The sequence below is a fragment of the Streptomyces sp. NBC_01092 genome, assembly GCF_045039535.1.
In the GTDB taxonomy this organism is placed as follows: domain Bacteria; phylum Actinomycetota; class Actinomycetes; order Streptomycetales; family Streptomycetaceae; genus Streptomyces.
The window spans coordinates 1,613,567-1,629,905 of the sequence record NZ_CP108659.1; the positions used below are offsets into that span (position 1 = coordinate 1,613,567).

A 16,339-nucleotide genomic window follows, 5' to 3' on the forward strand; every position below is an offset into this window, starting at 1 on the left:
ATCGTTCTCAACCTGGTGGTTCACTACCCACTAGCAAGTCGATCCCCCATCGCCGCCTGGGTTGGCCGGTCAGGGGGTCGTGTGGTGGGGGTCGAACCTATTTGGTGACGCGTCTCACCTGCAATGTTGCCGGAGAAACGGACATATCTGCTCGTTTTCATTCGGCTGCGTCCTCCTCGATCCGGCTCGATCGGATGCCGTTAGTCGTTCGCCACACCACTCCCTTACCGCCACTACGGGATCGGAAGGCCCCCGAGGACTCCCGCGTCTGCCCCAGCACTGCTGGAACGCTCTTTGCTCTGCGGCCAGCCGTCGCGGCCTATGGCCAACAAGTACACCCCGCCGATGCGATTACGTTCCGTAGCGAATGGGGCGCTACGGCCGCCGCTGCCACTGACGAAGGCTCCCCACTCTTGAAAGCCTGTGCGGGCGCGGAGCCGACGAATGAATCGCCTTCCAGACCACTCACGACGTCGGGTGACCTCGGCAGGTGCGGAGCAGACAAGTCAGCCCCCACGCTGATCATCGCTTCGGCTGATTGACCTCCGCGGGAGACCACCGGTACCTGCCCGACATCGCAGCCAGCGCAGACGCCGCAACCGAGGTGCCAGAGCAGGACGAAGAGCACCGGGTACCCGCCGAGCCCGGTCGCCAGGCCAGCCCCCGCGAAGGGTGCCAGCGCATTACGGCAAGACCATCGCCATCACCCAGCTCGGACGGGCCCACGAACTCGTCGACCGGGCCCGCCACCCGCACATCGCGATCGCATTCCGGTCGTCCACATCACCGTCCCGCCCATCGCGACGGCACACATGGCCGACGCGGAGTTCGCCCGATTCCTCGGCCTCCCGTCCGGCGCAGTTCCAACATCACCGACCCCATCGAGGCCGCCGTCGGCGTCTGCACCGACACCCGCACCGGCCTCATCCTGGTCGACGAACTCCACAGCATCTCGCTGACCAGCCGCCACGGCGCCGAAGTCGAGCACAGCAACCTGCTCTCGGGGCCCTGGCTTCGACAATGTGGGTCGGCCCCGTTCGACAGCGGGGTTTGGCCCCACTTGGCGATCTCTTGGGCATGATCTGTCACTGTGATTTGGCCCCACCTGTGTGCTTGGGTGGTGCCGGTCCTGCTTGGAATGGCGGTGATAATCGGGTCGCTCGCGGTTGTGCCCCGCTGATAGACAGTTGCGATGGAGGACGACGACTGGCATGTGTTCCAGGCAGGGCAGTCGGGGCTGATCGTGAGGATCCCAGAGGCGGAGCCTGCGGTGCGTGCATGGCGTGACCGGCTCGACCCCTCGGCCCGTGCCGGAGTTCCGGCCCATGTCACCGTGCTCTTCCCGTTCCTCGATGCGAGCCGGATCGATCAAGGGGCCTGCGCCGCGATCGGCGAGGTGCTCGGTCGGCATGGGGCATTCGAGGCCCGGTTCGACCACTGCGGCCGGTTCCCCGGGTGCTGTATCTCGCCCCCGAACCAGACACCCACTTCAGGCGTCTCACCGAGGCGGTCGCGGAGCGATGGCCGGAAAACCCGCCGTTCGGAGGACAGTTCGACGACGTTGTCCCGCATCTGACCGTCGCCCAGGGCCAGGACGAGGCTCTCGTGGAGAAGGCCGAGGCCGACTTGCTCACCGCTCTTCCCATCGTCGCGCAGGTCTCGGCGGTCGACTTGCTGGTCCACGACGGGACGCGTTGGCGACAGCGGGCCTCTTTCCCGCTGAAGTAGGACCAGTTGGTGATCGGTCAGCCGCTGCCCTGTTGGGTCTTGGCATGCGCGAGCCGGTAGGAGTCGGTTCCGGTCTCGATGATGTTGCCGCCGAAAGTGAGCCGGTCAACGATCGCTGCGCAGAGCCGGGGATCGGTGAAGGTCTTCGTCCAGCCTCCGAACGACTCGTTCGAAGCTATGGCCACGGACGCCTTTTCCTCCCGCTCGGTTAACACCTGGAACAGCAGTTCAGCGCCGCGGCGGTCCAGTTCCATGTAGCCGAGTATGTCGATCGCTAGGAGGTCGACGCGCCCGTAACGGGCGATGGTCTTGGTCAGTTGCCGTTCGTCTGCGGCCTCGACGAGTTCGTTGACGAGCTTGGCGGCCAGCACGTAGCGGACCCTGAAGCCGGCCATGGCGGCCTCGGTGCCCAGCGCGATCAGCAGGTGCGACTTGCCGGTGCCGGAGTCGCCGATCAGGCAGAGCGGCTCACCCTTCTTGATCCATTCGCAGGAGGCGAGAGTGTGGATGGCGGCCGGGTCGATGTTGGGGTTGGCGTCGAAGTCGAAGTCCCGAAGCGACTTCTGGCGGGGAAGCCGGCCGCCTTGATGCGGCGCTCGGAGCGTCGGCGGGCCCGGTCGTCGCACTCGGCGATCAGCAGCTCCGCGAGGAAGCCGCGGTAGGTCATCTGCTCGCGGGCGGCAGCAGCGGCGACGTCGGGAAACTGGGCCCGGATCGTGGGCAGCCGCAGCATCCGGCAGGCACTGTCGATGGCGGCGTCGGCGGCCTGTTCGGTCAGGCCCCGGTGGCATTGAGCGGTCACGGCACTTCTCCCTTGGGAGGGTCGGTGGCGGGCCGGTGTCGTAGCAGCGCGTCGTAGGCGGCCAGCGACGGCAGCGGCCGGGTGTCGGCGGGCAGGCGGGCAGGCGGGCAGGCGGGCGGTCAGCGAGGTCACCGGTGAGGGCTCTGGATTGTCCGACCGCTGCTGTGGGCAGGCGGGTGGTCGGCGTCGGCGGCCTTGCGGGCTTCCAGCGCGACCGCGTGCGCGGTCAGGGCGCCGACCTGCAGGGCAGCGCCGATGCCGGCCACCACGTGTTCGTGGGTCGTGTGCCGGTGCAGCAGCAGGACCTCGATCAGCGTGCGCGTGCCCTCGGCGTCGCCGTGCGCTTTGCGTACCGCCTCCCACCAGGCGTCGTGCACCGGCGTGAAGCGGCCGGCGGCGCGCGGCCTGGTCCAGCGCGGTGGCTCAGGGCAGAGCGCCCGGCTTGCGGAGCAGGGCCTCCAGGTAGTGGACGAGTTCAGGCAGACACCGCCCTTGGCGACCAGGCGCTCGTGCCGGGCGGCTTCGATGCGGCCGTCGTAGATGACCACTTCGGAGGCGTGCAGCAGAACCCGCACCTGCTGTCCGATCAGCCGCACCGGGACCGAGTAGCGGTTGGTGCGGACGCTGACTTGTCCGTAGCGGTCCACCCGCGGGCTCGACCAGCGGCCGGTCTCGAACGGCTCGTCGGGTAGCGGTTTGAGCAGGGGCTGTTCGACCGCGAAGTACTCGCCCACTGTCCGGGGCCTGGCGCCGATCGGCCCTGGAGGAGCGCGCCGCGCGGCTGCCGCTGGACGAGTTGCGCGAGGCGCAGTTCCGGCACGACGCGATGGCCGTGCAGCGCATCGTGCGCACCGCGCCGTTCAGCTGAGGGCCGGACTGCATCGGATGGTCAGGGCGTGCTCAACTCGAAGCGTTCCACCAGCACTTCGCCGCCGAGGGCCTGGGTGGCGTGGTTGAAGACGGCGAAGCGGTAGCCCATGAAGAAATGAGGCCTCTCGTTCATGGTGAAGGCCGGGCCGAGCGGGGTGAAGGTAGTGCCGTCGGTGCTGTAGGAGAACGTCGCCTGGCGGCCCGGCCCCGGGCTGATGTCGGCGGCGGCGCGCAGCCAGACGCGGCTGCCGGACGCGGGGAGGTCGGCGCCGGCCTGCTCGGTGCCGGTGCCGCTGGTGTTCCAGTTGGCGTCCATGGTCAGGCCGTCGAACATCACCAGCCTGCTGACGCCGTCCTGCCGCGTGACGCCGATCCAGGCGGAGGAGTCCCGCAGCATCGCCAGCCCGGCCCGGTCGCCGTCCGCCATCCCGGAGCAGTCGAGCACGACGGTCGCGGTGGAGGCGGGGCCCTGGATGCGGCGGGTAAGGGTGTTACGGGCGTTGTAGAGGTCGTCGGTGACAGTGGCGGTCCTGAGGGTGAGCCCGTTGTCGACGGTGAACGCGGCGGTGTCGGGGTTGTGGTTCCACTCCCAGTACGGCGCCAGCGCCGTCCCCTCGAAGGTGTCGGCGCCGGTCAGCGGCGGGAGCGGGTGCGGGGTGACCGGGTAGGGGTATGTCTCGCCCCACGCGCCGTCGACGGTCTGGAGCTCGGGCCAACCCTCGGCGTTCCAGCTGACCGGGGCCAGGGCGGGGACGCGGCCGCCGGGATAGGCGTCGATGAAGCCCATGTAGTACCAGTCGCCGTTGGGGGTGTCGACCAGCGAGCCCTGATGCGGTATGCCGCCGCCGGGGATCGGGCCGGGCAGGTCCAACAGCACCTCCCGCATCTCGTACGGGCCGAAGGGTCCTGAGGTGGACTTCCAGATGTACTGGCCGTTGGCCGGGCGGGTGACGAAGATGTAGTGGTTCCCGTTGATCTTGTAGAAGCGGGAGCCCTCCATGTAGTGGATCGCGTCGGGCTTGGTGAGCACGTGCTCGGACCTGACCTCGGTGCGCATGTCCGGGGAGAGCTGCGCGACGCGGATCTCGTTGGCGCCGTACGCCACGTACGGGGTGCCGTCGTCGTCGAAGAGCAGCCCCGCGTCGTAGTAATTGGTGCCGATCTCAGCGTGCCGGGTCCAGGGGCCCGCCGCGTTGGTGGCTCTGTATACGTACGACCGCTGCCCGCCGATCTGGCCCACCCAGTAGAAGGTCCCGTCGCTGGGGCGGTGGCGCATCGAGGACGCATAGATGCCCTGGACGTACGCCCGTCCGCCGTTGAGGTCGTACGCGTCGCCGAAGTCGAGGACCGGCACGGAGTGGCCGATGAACTCCCAGTTGACCAGGTCGTAGGAGCGCAGGACGGGCGCGCCCGGCGAGAAGTGCATGGTCGAGCCGGTGTAGTAGTACGTGTCGCCGACGCGGATGACCTCGAGGTCGGCGAAGTCCTGCCAGATCACCGGGTTGGTGAACTGCTCCTGCTGGGCCGTCGTGGCCGCCGCCGCGCGCGTCGCGCCCATCGCCGGCAGCGTGGCGCCCGCGACCAGGCCGACGGTGGCCGCCATGACTCTCCGGCGGCTGTGGGGGTGTTGGAGCCAGGACATTCGAGATCAGCTTCCTCACGTGTGGGGGACCGAGAGCGAAGTTCGAGATATCAGACAAAGTTCTGACTGCCGAACGGGAATATAGGAGGGGGTGGGAGGGGCGTCAACACCGGGCGATCAGCGGGTGGTTGGCGGCTCGCCCACCGCAGTCGTCGTTCGGTGATCCTCGGACGCCGGCGACTCCGGCCCACTCAACAAACCTTGAAACCGACCGACTCACCAGGCTTGAGACGTTCCGCGTCTCGTGGTCGACCAGGACGAGGCCGCCACCATCCGGGTTCTCCGCGTGCACGGGCGGGCTCGGCCTTGCACCGAGCCCGCCGCTCCAACTCCACCCGTTGTTCCTGATCGCTCGCTGTGACGCTCACCCGGTTCGGCGTACGTCGTTGCCCGCGAACGTCAGGAACACCAGGACCTGCGTCACGCCACCGGCTAGCGCTGCAGTGTCAGTACCCCCGGCCGGTACGGCAGGAGGCCGTAGTCCCCGCCGTCGGTGCTGGGGTCGCGCCCCTGGTAGAGGAACTGCAGATTGCAAGGGTCAATGGTCTTGGTCTGGTCGGGGTTGGTGCGAACCACGTCGCCGTGGCTGACGTCCCTGGTCCAGGCCGTCGCGCCGCTGTTGGCACTGCCGGCGAAGGGGTTGGTCACGGTGTCGGCCTGCGGTGTCCAGGGGCCGTCGAGGCTGGTGGCCGTGAACGAGCGGAAGTAGCGACCATACCCTGTGTAATTCTGGGCCTCGACGATCATGAGGTACTGGTTCTGACCCTGGACCTTGTACACCTCCGGCGCCTCGAACAGCTTGTCCTCGGTGTCGCTCATGACCGTCGTGACCGAACCGAAGGTGCCCGGGAAGTTGCCGATGGGCATGCTGGACCGGTAGATGTCGCCCTTGTCGTTGGCGAAGAACATGTACATGTTCGTGTCGTCGCCGATGAGGGTCACGTCGAGGGGCCCCCCTTCGGGAGGGTGCCCGTCCACAGCTCCTGCTGCGCGGACCAGCCGTTGGGGTTGGTGGGGTCGCTCGAGGTGCGGTAGGAGAAGCTGTATGGCCAACCCCCGTTGTAGGCGAGCACCCAGAGGTTCTTCGGGGCGAAGTAGAACAGCGTCGGCGCGATGCCATCGAAGGGAATCGTGTTCTGGGTGGCGGTGGCCATGTCGGACCAGTTCGTGAAGGGGCTGAAGGTCGTCAATCCCCAGCGCCCATCCTCACCGGCGACGGTGTCGTGCGTCGTGGCATAGACGACGTGCTTGCCGTTGTGGACGACGCTGGTGAAGTCCTTGAGCGAGGACCACCCCGCCTTCGGCTGCGCCAGCGGGCCGGTCGAGGTCCACCGGTAGGTCGACGGAAGAGCACACGCGTTGCCCGTCCCGGACAGGCCGGTCCACTTCTGGTTGGTGCCGCCGTGGCACGACCAGAGCTGCACCCCCCGTGCCGTTGGCCTTACCCCGGCCCGAGACCTCCAGGCACAGCCCGGACCGCACGCCGACGATCGTGCCGTCGGGGTTCACCCGCCACTGCTGGTTGTCACTGCCGTTGCACGTCCAGATCTGCACCGGGGTCCCGGACGTGGTGGCGCCGCCCCGGACATCCAGGCACTTGTTGCCGTACACGGTCAGCTGGTTGCTGTCCGTCGACGTCCACTGCTGGTTGATTCCACCGTGGCAGTCCCAGATGTGCACGTTCGCACCGTCGGTCTGGCTGAAGCCCGCCACATCGAGACACCGGCCGGAATCAACACCGCGCACGTCGCTGGTGGTGGCCGCCTGAGCCGGGCCGGCGACGAGCAGCGCCGCCAACGCGGCCAGGGCCGCAACCACGGCGGCCAGCACCGCGGACGGGCGTCTGAGGCTGAAACTATGTCTGCGCATAAGGACCTCGTCATCCTTGAGCAAGCGACTCCGGTTTGCCCCGTCAGAGGCTGTCCGGGTGCCGGTGTGGTACGACCCTGGTGTCCGATATGCCGAACAATGGTCGATGTATCGATCGGAAGAATGCTAGACATCCCATGAATGACGTCAATACTTCTCGCAAAATCCGCGGGCAAAAACGTTCACAGGCAGAAACCAAGCGGCTTCAAGTCCCGTGGTTGTACGGGTCTTTGGCTGAGGGTCAGGTAGCGGTGCGGGCACGGGCTTGGTGATCATTACGGACCCCGACCAGGTCGCTCACCTGAGCCTCTGGTTCGGCTCGGTGCCCGACCCGCGCCCGCGGCGGGGCCGGTGGCACTCACTGACGCCGGTCCGGTCGACGTGTGCCTGCGGCGGTCGTCTGCGGTGCGGGGAGCGTCGAGAGCTCGCCGAGCGGGGTGCGAGTGACGGGCGAGCACTCCTGCTCATCCCGGACCGCAGCGACGCGGCCGATGAGGGCGCGCTGCCCGGCGACTACCGCAAGATCCTGGCGATCGTGCGGGAGGCCGACGGCCCGGTGCAGGTCAGGGCGGTCGGCGAGCGGCTGGGCCTGAACGCCTCGGTGCGCGGCAAGCTGGAGCCGCTGCGGGCGAAGATGACCAAGCTCGCCGACCGCGGCTGGCTGCACAAGCGTCCCGACGGCAGGTTCACCGCACGCGCGCAGGCGTAGGGAGGCGGGCGCCGACGGGGCGTAACTCGCAGTCCTCCGGCGGCAGTTGAGTTTGGTGCGAAGAAAAACAACCATCCCGTCGAGGGCCCTGACGGCCTTGTCTGCACTGCCCGCCTGCCGCTGTCGAGTGCCACCCTGAACTGGCTCGCCGATCTGATACGCGGCCACTGCAAGAAGATCAGATCACGGTGGCGGGCCCTGCCCTCGGGGAAGATCGCCGCCATCGTGCTCGCGGTACTGCGCTGTGACCAGCGGCCGGGCGACCTGGCCGGCGGCAACGGGATACACCGCCCCACCGTGATCCGGTGGGTGCGGGAAGTCGTCGGCCTGCTGGCCGCCCGCGCCCCGCGCCTGGACCGCGCCCTCAAAAAGATCGCCCACAAGGATGGCGGGGTGGTGCTGTTGGACGGCACGCTGATCCGCACCCGGCGGCGCACCGGCAAAGAGAACCGGAAGAACTACTCCGGCAAGAGCAAATGCCATGGCCTGCTCGTCATCGCGCTCACCGACGGCCGCGGCCGACTGCTCTGGGTCTCGGCGGCCCGGCCCGGACGCACCTCGGAGATCACCGCCTGCCGCCACGACCAGCTCACCGCCAAGCTGCGGGCGGCCGGCCTCGGCGCCATCGCCGACCTGGGCTTCGTCGGGCTCGACGACAGCGGTCCCGAAGTGGCCCGGCCCGTGCACAGGTTCACCGGCTACTCCCCGCGCTCGCGGGGATGGCCCCCGCCCCCAACTTCCGGGCGTAGGACATAGTTCCTGCTCCCTGCGCTCGCGGGGATGTGGTCCCCAGTCCCCGCAAGCCCGCTGAAACCCCGGCCGCTGCTCCCCGCACCCGCGGGGATGGTTCCAGTGCCCGTTCACATGCAATGGCGCAGCACTCCTGCTCCCCGCGCCTGCGCGGATGGTCCCAGCCAGGCCGTGGCCGTGGGGCGCCTAAACCTACTTTGAGTTGCCGGCAGCCCCTACCTGAACGACGGCTGCCCGGTGAATCACTCACCAGCCGTGGGACCGTCCACCACTGATCCCACCCCAAAAGCCCAGGTCACAAAGGTCCAGGGTTCGGGGGAACACACGAAGTCACCCTTTCGCCACACCGATTCCGGGCAGCCGCCACATGCGAAACCCCCCTTCCAACCACGTTTCCGCAGCTCAGAACGTTTCTGCATGGATAACCACTGGTGGGGCGGGTGGGACTCGAACCCACGGCCGACGGATTATGAGTCCGCTGCTCTGCTCGATGCCGAAACGCTCCTTCCGGGCTTCCCGGTCGCTGCATGCAGCCAGCCGACCAAGAGGCTGCTGACAGAGCTCCTAACTGAGGAAGCTCAGCCGGACCCGACGCTCCGTGTTACTCGTGTTCGTGTCGACGAGGCACACCGACTGCCAGGTCCCGAGCTCGAGCCGCCCGCCGAGCACCGGCAGCGTCGCGTGGGGCGGGACGAGCGCCGGGAGGACGTGGTCGCGGCCGTGGCCGGGGCTGCCGTGACGGTGCTGCCAGCGGTCGTCGGCGGGCAGGAGGGTATGCAGGGTGGCCAGGAGGTCGTCGTCGCTGCCGGCGCCCGTCTCGATGATCGCGACACCGGCCGTCGCGTGCGGCACGAAGATGTTCAGCAGACCGTCGCGGCCCGCCGCCGCCTCCCGCAGGAAGGCCTCGCAGTCGCGGGTGAGGTCCACGACCCTCTCCGAGGAGCCGGAGGTGACGTTCAGAAGTCGGGTGGTGAAGGCGTCTGACATGCCCTCCATCCTCGCCGACGCGACGGGGTTCGCGGGCGAGGAGACCGCCGGGTGAGGGTCGAGCCGTGATACGCAAGGTCCACTTCGCGAGACGCCATTGACCACCGCCGCGCCATCTGGCTACTTTCAGCGGCATGTTGCGTTCAGCCCTGCTCACCACGCGCGGTCACATCGACCTGCTGCGGGTGGCCTCCGCCGCGTGTCGCCGCGGCCGCTGACGCCCTTCTCTCTCACTTCCCCAGCTCTCCCCCTCTTTCCTCCGCTTTCCTCGCGCCCGCGCGTCTGATGCTCTGACCGGCATCCGGCGCGGCGGTGCTCGCTCACCTCTCCTCACCGGCCGCTCTCCCCCGTGGAGCACTCATGAGCATCAGCCATGCCCCACCCGGCTCTCTTGAGCCGGATATTTCCGAAATACCCGGCAGCGACAGCCCGAAGGTCGCCTCGCCCGACCTCGAACCCATCGTCCCGACCTCCTCCCGCCGCACTCGCGTCCCCCGCTGGCTGCGCCGCACCACCGGTCCCGTCCTGCTGCTGATCCTGTGGCAACTGCTCAGCGTCACCGGTTTGTTGACCTCCGACGTCCTCGCCTCGCCCGGCCGTATCGCCCAGGTCGCGGGCGACATGATCGCCGACGGCTCGCTGCCCTCGGCCATGGGGACGTCCCTTCAGCGCGTCGCCGCCGGTCTGGCGCTCGGCACCCTCGTCGGGACCGGACTCGCCCTGGTCTCGGGCCTGTTCCGGATCGGCGAGGACATCGTGGACGCGCCGGTGCAGATGCTGCGGACCGTGCCCTTCGTCGGGCTGATCCCGCTGTTCATCATCTGGTTCGGGATCGGCGAGGCACCCAAGACCGCCATCATCACGCTCGGCGTGACGTTCCCGCTCTACCTCAACGTCTACGCCGGCATCCGTGGCGTGGACGCCCAGTTGATCGAGGCCGGGGAGTCCCTCGGGCTGTCCCGGTGGGGGCTCGTGCGGCACGTCGTACTGCCCGGCGCGCTGCCGGGCGCCCTGACCGGCCTGCGCTACTCACTCGGCATCGCCTGGCTGGCCCTCGTCTTCGCCGAGCAGGTCAACGCCGACTCCGGCATCGGGTTCCTGATGGTGCAGGCACGCGACTTCCTGCGGACCGACGTGATCGTGGTCTGTCTGATCGTCTACGCCTTTCTCGGCCTGCTCGCCGACTTCATCGTCCGTACCCTCGAAAGGCTGCTGCTGCAATGGCGACCGACGTTCACCGGCCGGTGAGCCCCGAGGCCACGCAGGCCGACCTGACCGCGGCGGGCACGCAGGCCGTGCACGTGGCCGGACTCACCCGCTCCTTCGACGGGCGTGCCGTCATCGACCGGCTCCAACTCGACGTGCGTCCGGGCGAGTTCGTCGCCCTGCTCGGCCGCAGCGGCTGCGGCAAGTCCACCCTGCTGCGCATCCTCGCCGGTCTCGACCGCGACATCGAGGGCACCGTCCTGGTGCCGCGCCGCAAGGCCGTCGCCTTCCAGTCGCCGCGGCTGATGCCGTGGAAGAAGGTGTGGCGCAATGTCTTGCTGGGCCTGCCCGGCAAGCCCGGCCGCGCGGTCGCCGAGCGGGCGCTGAAGGAGGTCGGTCTCGACCACCGTAGGGACGCCTGGCCCAAGACGCTCTCCGGCGGCGAGGCCCAACGTGCCTCGCTCGCACGGGCGTTGGTCCGCGAGCCCGATCTGCTGCTGCTCGACGAGCCGTTCGGCGCGCTCGACGCACTTACCCGCATCAAGGCGCAGCGTCTGGTGGGCGAGTTGTGGCAGCGGCGCGGCTGCGCGGTCCTGCTCGTCACGCACGACGTCGAGGAGGCCGTACTCCTCGCCGACCGTGTCCTCGTGATGGACGACGGGGTGATCGCGCACGAACAGCGCATCGACCTCGATCGCCCGCGCGACATCGCCGACCCCCGGTTCGCCGCACTGCGCGCCGGACTCCTGGAGCGCCTCGGCGTCGACACCGCCGCCGAAGCCGCCTGATCACCCTCCCCCAGAACGGAACCACCATGCGACGACGCCTCGTCCCCGCCGCGCTTCTCCTGCCCTTCTCGCTCCTGCTCACCGCCTGCGGCGGGAACTCGGCGGCCGAGACCTCGACAGGGATCGACGGCCAGGGCTCCCTCACGCTCAACGTCGGTGACCAGAAGGGCGGTTCGGAGGCCATCCTGCGCGCCGCCGGAGAGCTCAAGAACCTCGACTACAAGATCAAATGGTCCACCTTCACCTCCGGTCCGCCGCTGCTGGAGGCCGTCAACGCGGGGGCCGTCGACATCGGCGGCGTCGGCAACACACCGCCGGTCTTCGCGGCGGGCGCGGGCTCGAAGATCACCGCGGTGGCCGCGTTCAAGGGCACGTCCAAGGGCGACGCGATCCTCGTACCGAACGACTCGAAGCTGACGAGGCCCGAGCAGCTCAAGGGGAAGTCGATCGCCGTGGCGCAGGGATCCTCCGCCAACTACCAGCTCGTCGCGTCCCTCAAGGCGGCCGGGCTGAGCCTGGGCGACGTAGAGGTCAAGTATCTGCAACCGGCCGACGCACTGGCCGCGTTCACCGCCGGCAAGGTCGACGCGTGGGCCGTGTGGGACCCGTACACCTCGCAGGTGCTGCTGTCCAAGCAGGGCCGGATCCTGACGACCGGCGACGGGGTCACCAACGGGCTGACCTTCCAGGTGGCGGCGCCCTCCGCACTTGAGGACAAGAAGAAGGCCGCCGCCGTCAAGGACTACCTGGAGCGGCTGCGGCGGGCCACGACGTGGGTGTACGACCACCAGGAGGAGTGGGCCAAGGTCTGGGCGAAGGACACCGGGCTGCCCTACGAGGTCGCGCTCGCCTCGGTGAAGCGCACCAACGCCACCCGGGTCTCGGTCGCGGTGGACAAGCCGCTCATCGCCTCCGAGCAGGAGATCGCCGACACCTTCACCGAGCTGAAGCTCATCCCGAAGAAGGTGGACTTCGGCGACTTCGTGGACACGCGGTACAACGGCGACCTGCCGCCGTCGACCACGCGGGCCCGCACCTCGTAGACGTCACCGGGCGGACTGTCCCTGTCGGCGCGGGAGGGGTGCCGACAGGGACGGGCTCGGGGGGGAAGATCCGTGCCCCCGAGGTGGTTGGTAGAAGCGTGAACAATGCTGAGGCGGTCGAGGCGGTCGACGTAGTCGTCATAGGCGCTGGACAGGCGGGCCTGTCCAGCGCCTACCACCTGCGGCGCACCGGTTTCGAGCCGGGCCGTGACTTCGTCGTCCTCGACCACTCCCCCGGTCCGGGCGGCGCCTGGCAGTTCCGGTGGCCGTCGCTGACGTACGGCAAGGTGCACGGGATGCACTCGCTGCCCGGGATGGAGCTGACCGACGCCGACCCCGGGCGGCCGTCGTCGGAGGTGATCGCGGAGTACTTCGACACCTACGAGCGGACCTTCGACCTGCGGGTGCGGCGGCCCGTCGAGGTGCGTGCCGTGCGCGAGGGCCCGGACGGGCGGCTGCTCGTCGAGAGCTCGGCGGGGACCTGGGCCACGCGGGCCCTGATCAACGCGACCGGCACCTGGGACCGGCCGTTCGTGCCGCGCTACCCCGGCCAGGAGACTTTCCGGGGCCGGCAGTTGCACACGGCGCAGTACCCCGGGCCGCGAGAGTTCGCGGGTCAGCGGGTCGTCGTCGTGGGCGGCGGCGCCTCCGGCACCCAGCATCTGCTGGAGATCGCCCCGTTCGCGGCGGCCACCACCTGGGTCACGCGGCGCCCGCCGGTGTTCCGCGAGGGCCCCTTCACCGAGGACGTGGGCCGGGCGGCCGTCGCGCTCGTGGAGGAGCGGGTCCGCCAGGGCCTGCCGCCGAAGAGTGTGGTCTCAGTCACGGGGCTGCCGCTGAACGACGCCGTCCGGCAGGGGCTGGCGGACGGTGTCCTGGACCGCCGCCCCATGTTCGACCGGATCACCCCGGACGGCGTGGAGTGGAACGACGGGCAGCGGGTGGACGCCGACATCATCCTGTGGGCGACCGGCTTCCGCGCCGCCATCGATCATCTGGCCCCGCTGCACCTGCGCGAGCAGGGCGGCGGCATCCGGGTGGAAGGGACGCGCGCGATCGCCGACCCTCGCGTCCACCTGGTCGGCTACGGCCCCTCCGCCAGCACGATCGGCGCCAACCGGGCCGGCCGCGCGGCCGTACGGGACATCAGGCGGCTGCTGGCCGAGGAACCGGTGGCCGCGTGACGCGGCAGCCGGCCGGACCAGGATCCGTGTGACGTCCCGTCGGCTCACCCGGTCGCCTTCGGGCTCGCCTTCCGGTGGGCGTTGAACTCGGCGACGTTGCGCTGGTGTTCCGTGTAGTCGGCCGTGAAGCGGGTGTCGCCCGGCCTGACCGTGACGAAGTACAGCCAGTCGCCGGCGGACGGACCGATCGCGGCGCGCATCGCGTCGTCGCCCGGGTTGTCGATCGGCGTGGGCGGCAGGCCCATGCGCTGGTACGAGTTGTACGGGCTCTCGATCCGGGTGTCCGCCTCGGTCGTCCTGAGCGTGGAGCGCTTGAGGGCGTAGTTGATGGTGGAGTCCATCTGGAGCGGCATGCCGCGTTCGAGGCGGTTGAAGATGACCCGCGCCACCTTGCTCATGTCCGCCTTGGTGGCGGCCTCCGCCTGGACGATGCTCGCGATCGTGACCGCCTGATAGACATTCATGGCGTTGCGCTGCGCCCCGGCGGCGATCGGGGCGCCGCCGAACTTCTTGTTGGCGGTGTCGACCATGGCCGACAGCAGCGAATCCGACGTCGCCTTCTTCCCGTTCCGTTCGAGGGGATACGTCGCCGGGAAGAGGTAGCCCTCCGGGTTGCCGTCGGCGTCGTTCGGCAGCTTGAGATCGAGCTTGCCGAGGGACTTCTTCGTGGTACCGGACGGCAGGGCGAGGGCCTTGTCGACGGCGGCGTAGACCTGGCTCGCCCGCCAGCCCTCCGGGATCACCAGCGAGGTGGGCCGCGCCGCCTCCTCCTCGCCCATGACCAGCAGCGGCACCGCCACGGCGGTGCCTGCCACGACGGCGCCGGCGGCGATGAGAGCCATACGCCCCCGGCGCGTCAGTCGAATCGTGCTCCGTGGCGGAGTGTTGAAGTACATGCGGGAACGGTAACCCGCACATGGTCACAAACCCGGCATATCGTCACCCCGTCGGCTCCAGTTGGGCGTCGCGGCGGACCAGCGCCGCATAGCGCCCCTCCCGCTCCAACAGCTCCTCGTGCGTGCCCCGTTCGGCCACGTGCCCCGCGTCGAGCACCACGATCTGGTCGGCGCCCCGAATGGTGGACAGCCGGTGCGCGATGGTGACGGTGGTGCGGTTGGCGGACAGGGCGTCGATGGCCTCCTGGACGGCCTGCTCGGTGCGGGTGTCCAGGGCGCTTGTCGCCTCGTCGAGGATGAGGACCGGCGGGTCGCGCAGGATGGTGCGGGCGATGGCCAGTCGCTGCTTCTCACCGCCGGAGAAGCGGTGGCCGCGCTCGCCGACGACAGTGTCGTAGCCGTCGGGCAGGGACGCGATGTGGTCGTGGATCTGGGCGGCCTTGGCCGCCGCGTGCAGCTCGTCCTCGGTGGCGTCCGGCTTGGCGAAGCGCAGGTTGTCCGCGACCGAGGCGTGGAAGAGGTACGTCTCCTGCGAGACGACGCCGACCGCGCGGGCGAGGGTGTCGAAGTCGAGGTCGCGCACGTCCACCCCGTCGAGGGTGACCCGGCCGTCCGTCACGTCGTACAGCCGCGGCACGAGATGGCCGAGCGTCGACTTCCCGGCGCCGGTCGGACCGACGACCGCGAGGCTGCCGCCGGCCGGGACGGTGACGTCGATGCCGTCGAGGATCGGGCCGCTCTTGCCGTCGTAGCGGAACTCGACGTTCTCGAAGCGGACCTCGCCCAAGACCTGGTCCAGGCGGATGGGGTTGTCCCGCTCGGTGATGTCGATGGGCAGGTCGAGGTACTCGAAGATGCGCTGGAAGAGCGCGAGCGAGGCTTGGATCTGCACACCGGTGGACAGCAGGCTGACCGCCGGGCGGAACAGGCCCTGCTGGAGCGAGACGAACGCGACGATCGTGCCGATCGAGGCCTGCGGGCCGCCGGCCACGAGGACCACGCCGGCGGTCCAGTAGATGAAGGCGGGCATGGCGGCCATGACCATGGTGATGACGGCCATGCGCCAGCGGCCGGCCATGTTCGACCGCACCTCGAGGTCGACGAGCTGCTCGGACTCGTCGGCGAACGCCTTGGTCAGCGAGTCGGAGCGGCCCATCGTGCGGCCGAGCAGGATGCCGCTGACCGAGAGCGACTCGGTGACGGTGGCGGCCATCGCGGCCATCTGCTTCTGGCGCTCGGTGGTGATCTTCTTGCGTTCGTTGCCGACGCGGCGGCTGATCCAGACGAAGACCGGCAGCAGGAGCAGCGAGACGACGGTCAGCCGCCAGTCGAGGGCGATCATCGCGACGATCGTGGCGACCACGCTGGTCACGTTGGAGACCAGGGACGTCGCGGTGGAGGTGACGGTGGCCTGCATGCCGCCGATGTCGTTGGCGATGCGGGACTGGACCTCGCCGGTGCGGGTCCGGGTGAAGAAGGCGAGCGACATGCGCTGGAGGCGGCCGTAGACCGCGGTGCGCAGGTCGTGCATGACGCGCTGGCCGACGGTGGTGGAGATCAGGGTCTGAAGCACGCCGAAGACGCTGCTCAGGACGGCGCTGAGGATCATGCCGAGCGCGAGCAGGCTGAGCAGGCCGGTGCGGCCCTCGGGGATCGCGACGTCGAGGATCGCCTTGAGCAGGAACGGCGTGGCGACGCCGACCAGCGACGAGGCGCCGACCAGGAGGCCGACCACGGCGAGGCGGCCGCGGTAGGGACGGAAGAGTGTGAGGATGCGGCGCACCTGCCGGGGCTGTTCCTGCTGCGCGTCCTTCGCGGCGGGTGGCGTCAGGGTGGGTTCGCTGTCGGGGTGCATGGGCTCCTAC

The 16,339-nt window shown here is 69.2% G+C and carries 12 protein-coding genes and 4 pseudogenes; 9 read left to right on the top strand and 7 right to left on the bottom strand.

The window, feature by feature from the left end; genetic code table 11:
• Positions 1 to 675 precede the first annotated feature (675 nt).
• Both OG254_RS07000 and OG254_RS07005 read left to right on the top strand, forming a co-directional pair.
• Positions 676 to 982, top strand: a pseudogene (locus OG254_RS07000) (TniB family NTP-binding protein); the annotation flags it as partial.
• A gap of 210 nt (positions 983 to 1,192) precedes the next feature.
• Positions 1,193 to 1,728: pseudogene (locus tag OG254_RS07005) on the top strand (2'-5' RNA ligase family protein).
• A 17-nt stretch (positions 1,729 to 1,745) separates the two neighbouring features.
• Here OG254_RS07005 and istB read toward each other — a convergent pair.
• From istB to OG254_RS07025, 4 genes and pseudogenes are all read right to left on the bottom strand, one after another.
• Positions 1,746 to 2,530 (bottom strand): annotated as a pseudogene (istB, locus tag OG254_RS07010) (IS21-like element helper ATPase IstB).
• A 128-nt stretch (positions 2,531 to 2,658) separates the two neighbouring features.
• Positions 2,659 to 3,264 carry a Mu transposase domain-containing protein gene (locus OG254_RS07015; RefSeq protein ID WP_405578425.1) on the bottom strand — a complete coding sequence of 202 codons (606 nt, stop codon included), beginning with the start codon at positions 3,262 to 3,264 and terminating at the stop codon, positions 2,659 to 2,661.
• Positions 3,265 to 3,419: 155 nt separating this feature from the next.
• A complete protein-coding gene (locus tag OG254_RS07020; RefSeq protein ID WP_405578427.1) occupies positions 3,420 to 5,042 on the bottom strand; it encodes a glycoside hydrolase 43 family protein in 1,623 nt (540 codons plus the stop codon).
• Between the two features lie 432 nt (positions 5,043 to 5,474).
• Positions 5,475 to 6,911 (bottom strand): annotated as a pseudogene (locus tag OG254_RS07025) (non-reducing end alpha-L-arabinofuranosidase family hydrolase).
• Between the two features lie 268 nt (positions 6,912 to 7,179).
• Between OG254_RS07025 and OG254_RS07030 the strand changes: the two are divergent.
• The gene (locus tag OG254_RS07030; protein ID WP_405594874.1) at positions 7,180 to 7,620 is read left to right on the top strand and encodes a hypothetical protein; all 441 of its coding nucleotides are present in this window, start codon (positions 7,180 to 7,182) and stop codon (positions 7,618 to 7,620) included.
• A gap of 114 nt (positions 7,621 to 7,734) precedes the next feature.
• A complete protein-coding gene (locus OG254_RS07035; RefSeq protein ID WP_405594875.1) occupies positions 7,735 to 8,376 on the top strand; it encodes a transposase family protein in 642 nt (213 codons plus the stop codon).
• A 558-nt stretch (positions 8,377 to 8,934) separates the two neighbouring features.
• On the opposite strand, the gene OG254_RS07040 is transcribed toward OG254_RS07035, so the two are convergent.
• Positions 8,935 to 9,357, bottom strand: a complete 423-nt coding sequence (locus OG254_RS07040) for a secondary thiamine-phosphate synthase enzyme YjbQ (RefSeq protein WP_405578430.1) — start codon at positions 9,355 to 9,357, stop codon at positions 8,935 to 8,937.
• Between the two features lie 134 nt (positions 9,358 to 9,491).
• Here OG254_RS07040 and OG254_RS07045 point away from each other — a divergent pair, with 134 nt between their 5' ends.
• The 5 genes from OG254_RS07045 to OG254_RS07065 all read left to right on the top strand — a co-directional run bounded on the left by OG254_RS07045 (position 9,492) and on the right by OG254_RS07065 (position 13,578).
• On the top strand, positions 9,492 to 9,575 hold the full coding sequence (locus tag OG254_RS07045; protein ID WP_313884353.1) for a putative leader peptide: 84 nt from the start codon (positions 9,492 to 9,494) through the stop codon (positions 9,573 to 9,575).
• Positions 9,576 to 9,717: 142 nt separating this feature from the next.
• A complete protein-coding gene (locus tag OG254_RS07050; RefSeq protein WP_405578433.1) occupies positions 9,718 to 10,605 on the top strand; it encodes an ABC transporter permease in 888 nt (295 codons plus the stop codon).
• Positions 10,578 to 11,351, top strand: a complete 774-nt coding sequence (locus tag OG254_RS07055) for an ABC transporter ATP-binding protein (protein WP_405578436.1) — start codon at positions 10,578 to 10,580, stop codon at positions 11,349 to 11,351. Before OG254_RS07050 ends, OG254_RS07055 begins: the two co-directional genes overlap by 28 nt.
• Positions 11,352 to 11,377: 26 nt before the next feature.
• Entirely contained in the window at positions 11,378 to 12,394 is a 1,017-nt protein-coding gene (locus OG254_RS07060; RefSeq protein WP_405578439.1) for an ABC transporter substrate-binding protein, read from the top strand.
• Positions 12,395 to 12,492: 98 nt separating this feature from the next.
• A complete protein-coding gene (locus OG254_RS07065) occupies positions 12,493 to 13,578 on the top strand; it encodes an NAD(P)-binding domain-containing protein (protein ID WP_405578441.1) in 1,086 nt (361 codons plus the stop codon).
• Between the two features lie 44 nt (positions 13,579 to 13,622).
• On the opposite strand, the gene mltG is transcribed toward OG254_RS07065, so the two are convergent.
• Together mltG and OG254_RS07075 are read right to left on the bottom strand one after the other, a co-directional pair.
• Positions 13,623 to 14,474: an endolytic transglycosylase MltG gene (gene mltG, locus OG254_RS07070; RefSeq protein WP_405578444.1), complete on the bottom strand. Its 852-nt coding sequence runs from the start codon at positions 14,472 to 14,474 to the stop codon at positions 13,623 to 13,625.
• A 43-nt stretch (positions 14,475 to 14,517) separates the two neighbouring features.
• Positions 14,518 to 16,329 (bottom strand): ABC transporter ATP-binding protein, encoded by a 1,812-nt coding sequence (locus OG254_RS07075; protein WP_405578447.1) that lies wholly within the window; start codon positions 16,327 to 16,329, stop codon positions 14,518 to 14,520.
• Positions 16,330 to 16,339: the final 10 nt, after the last annotated feature.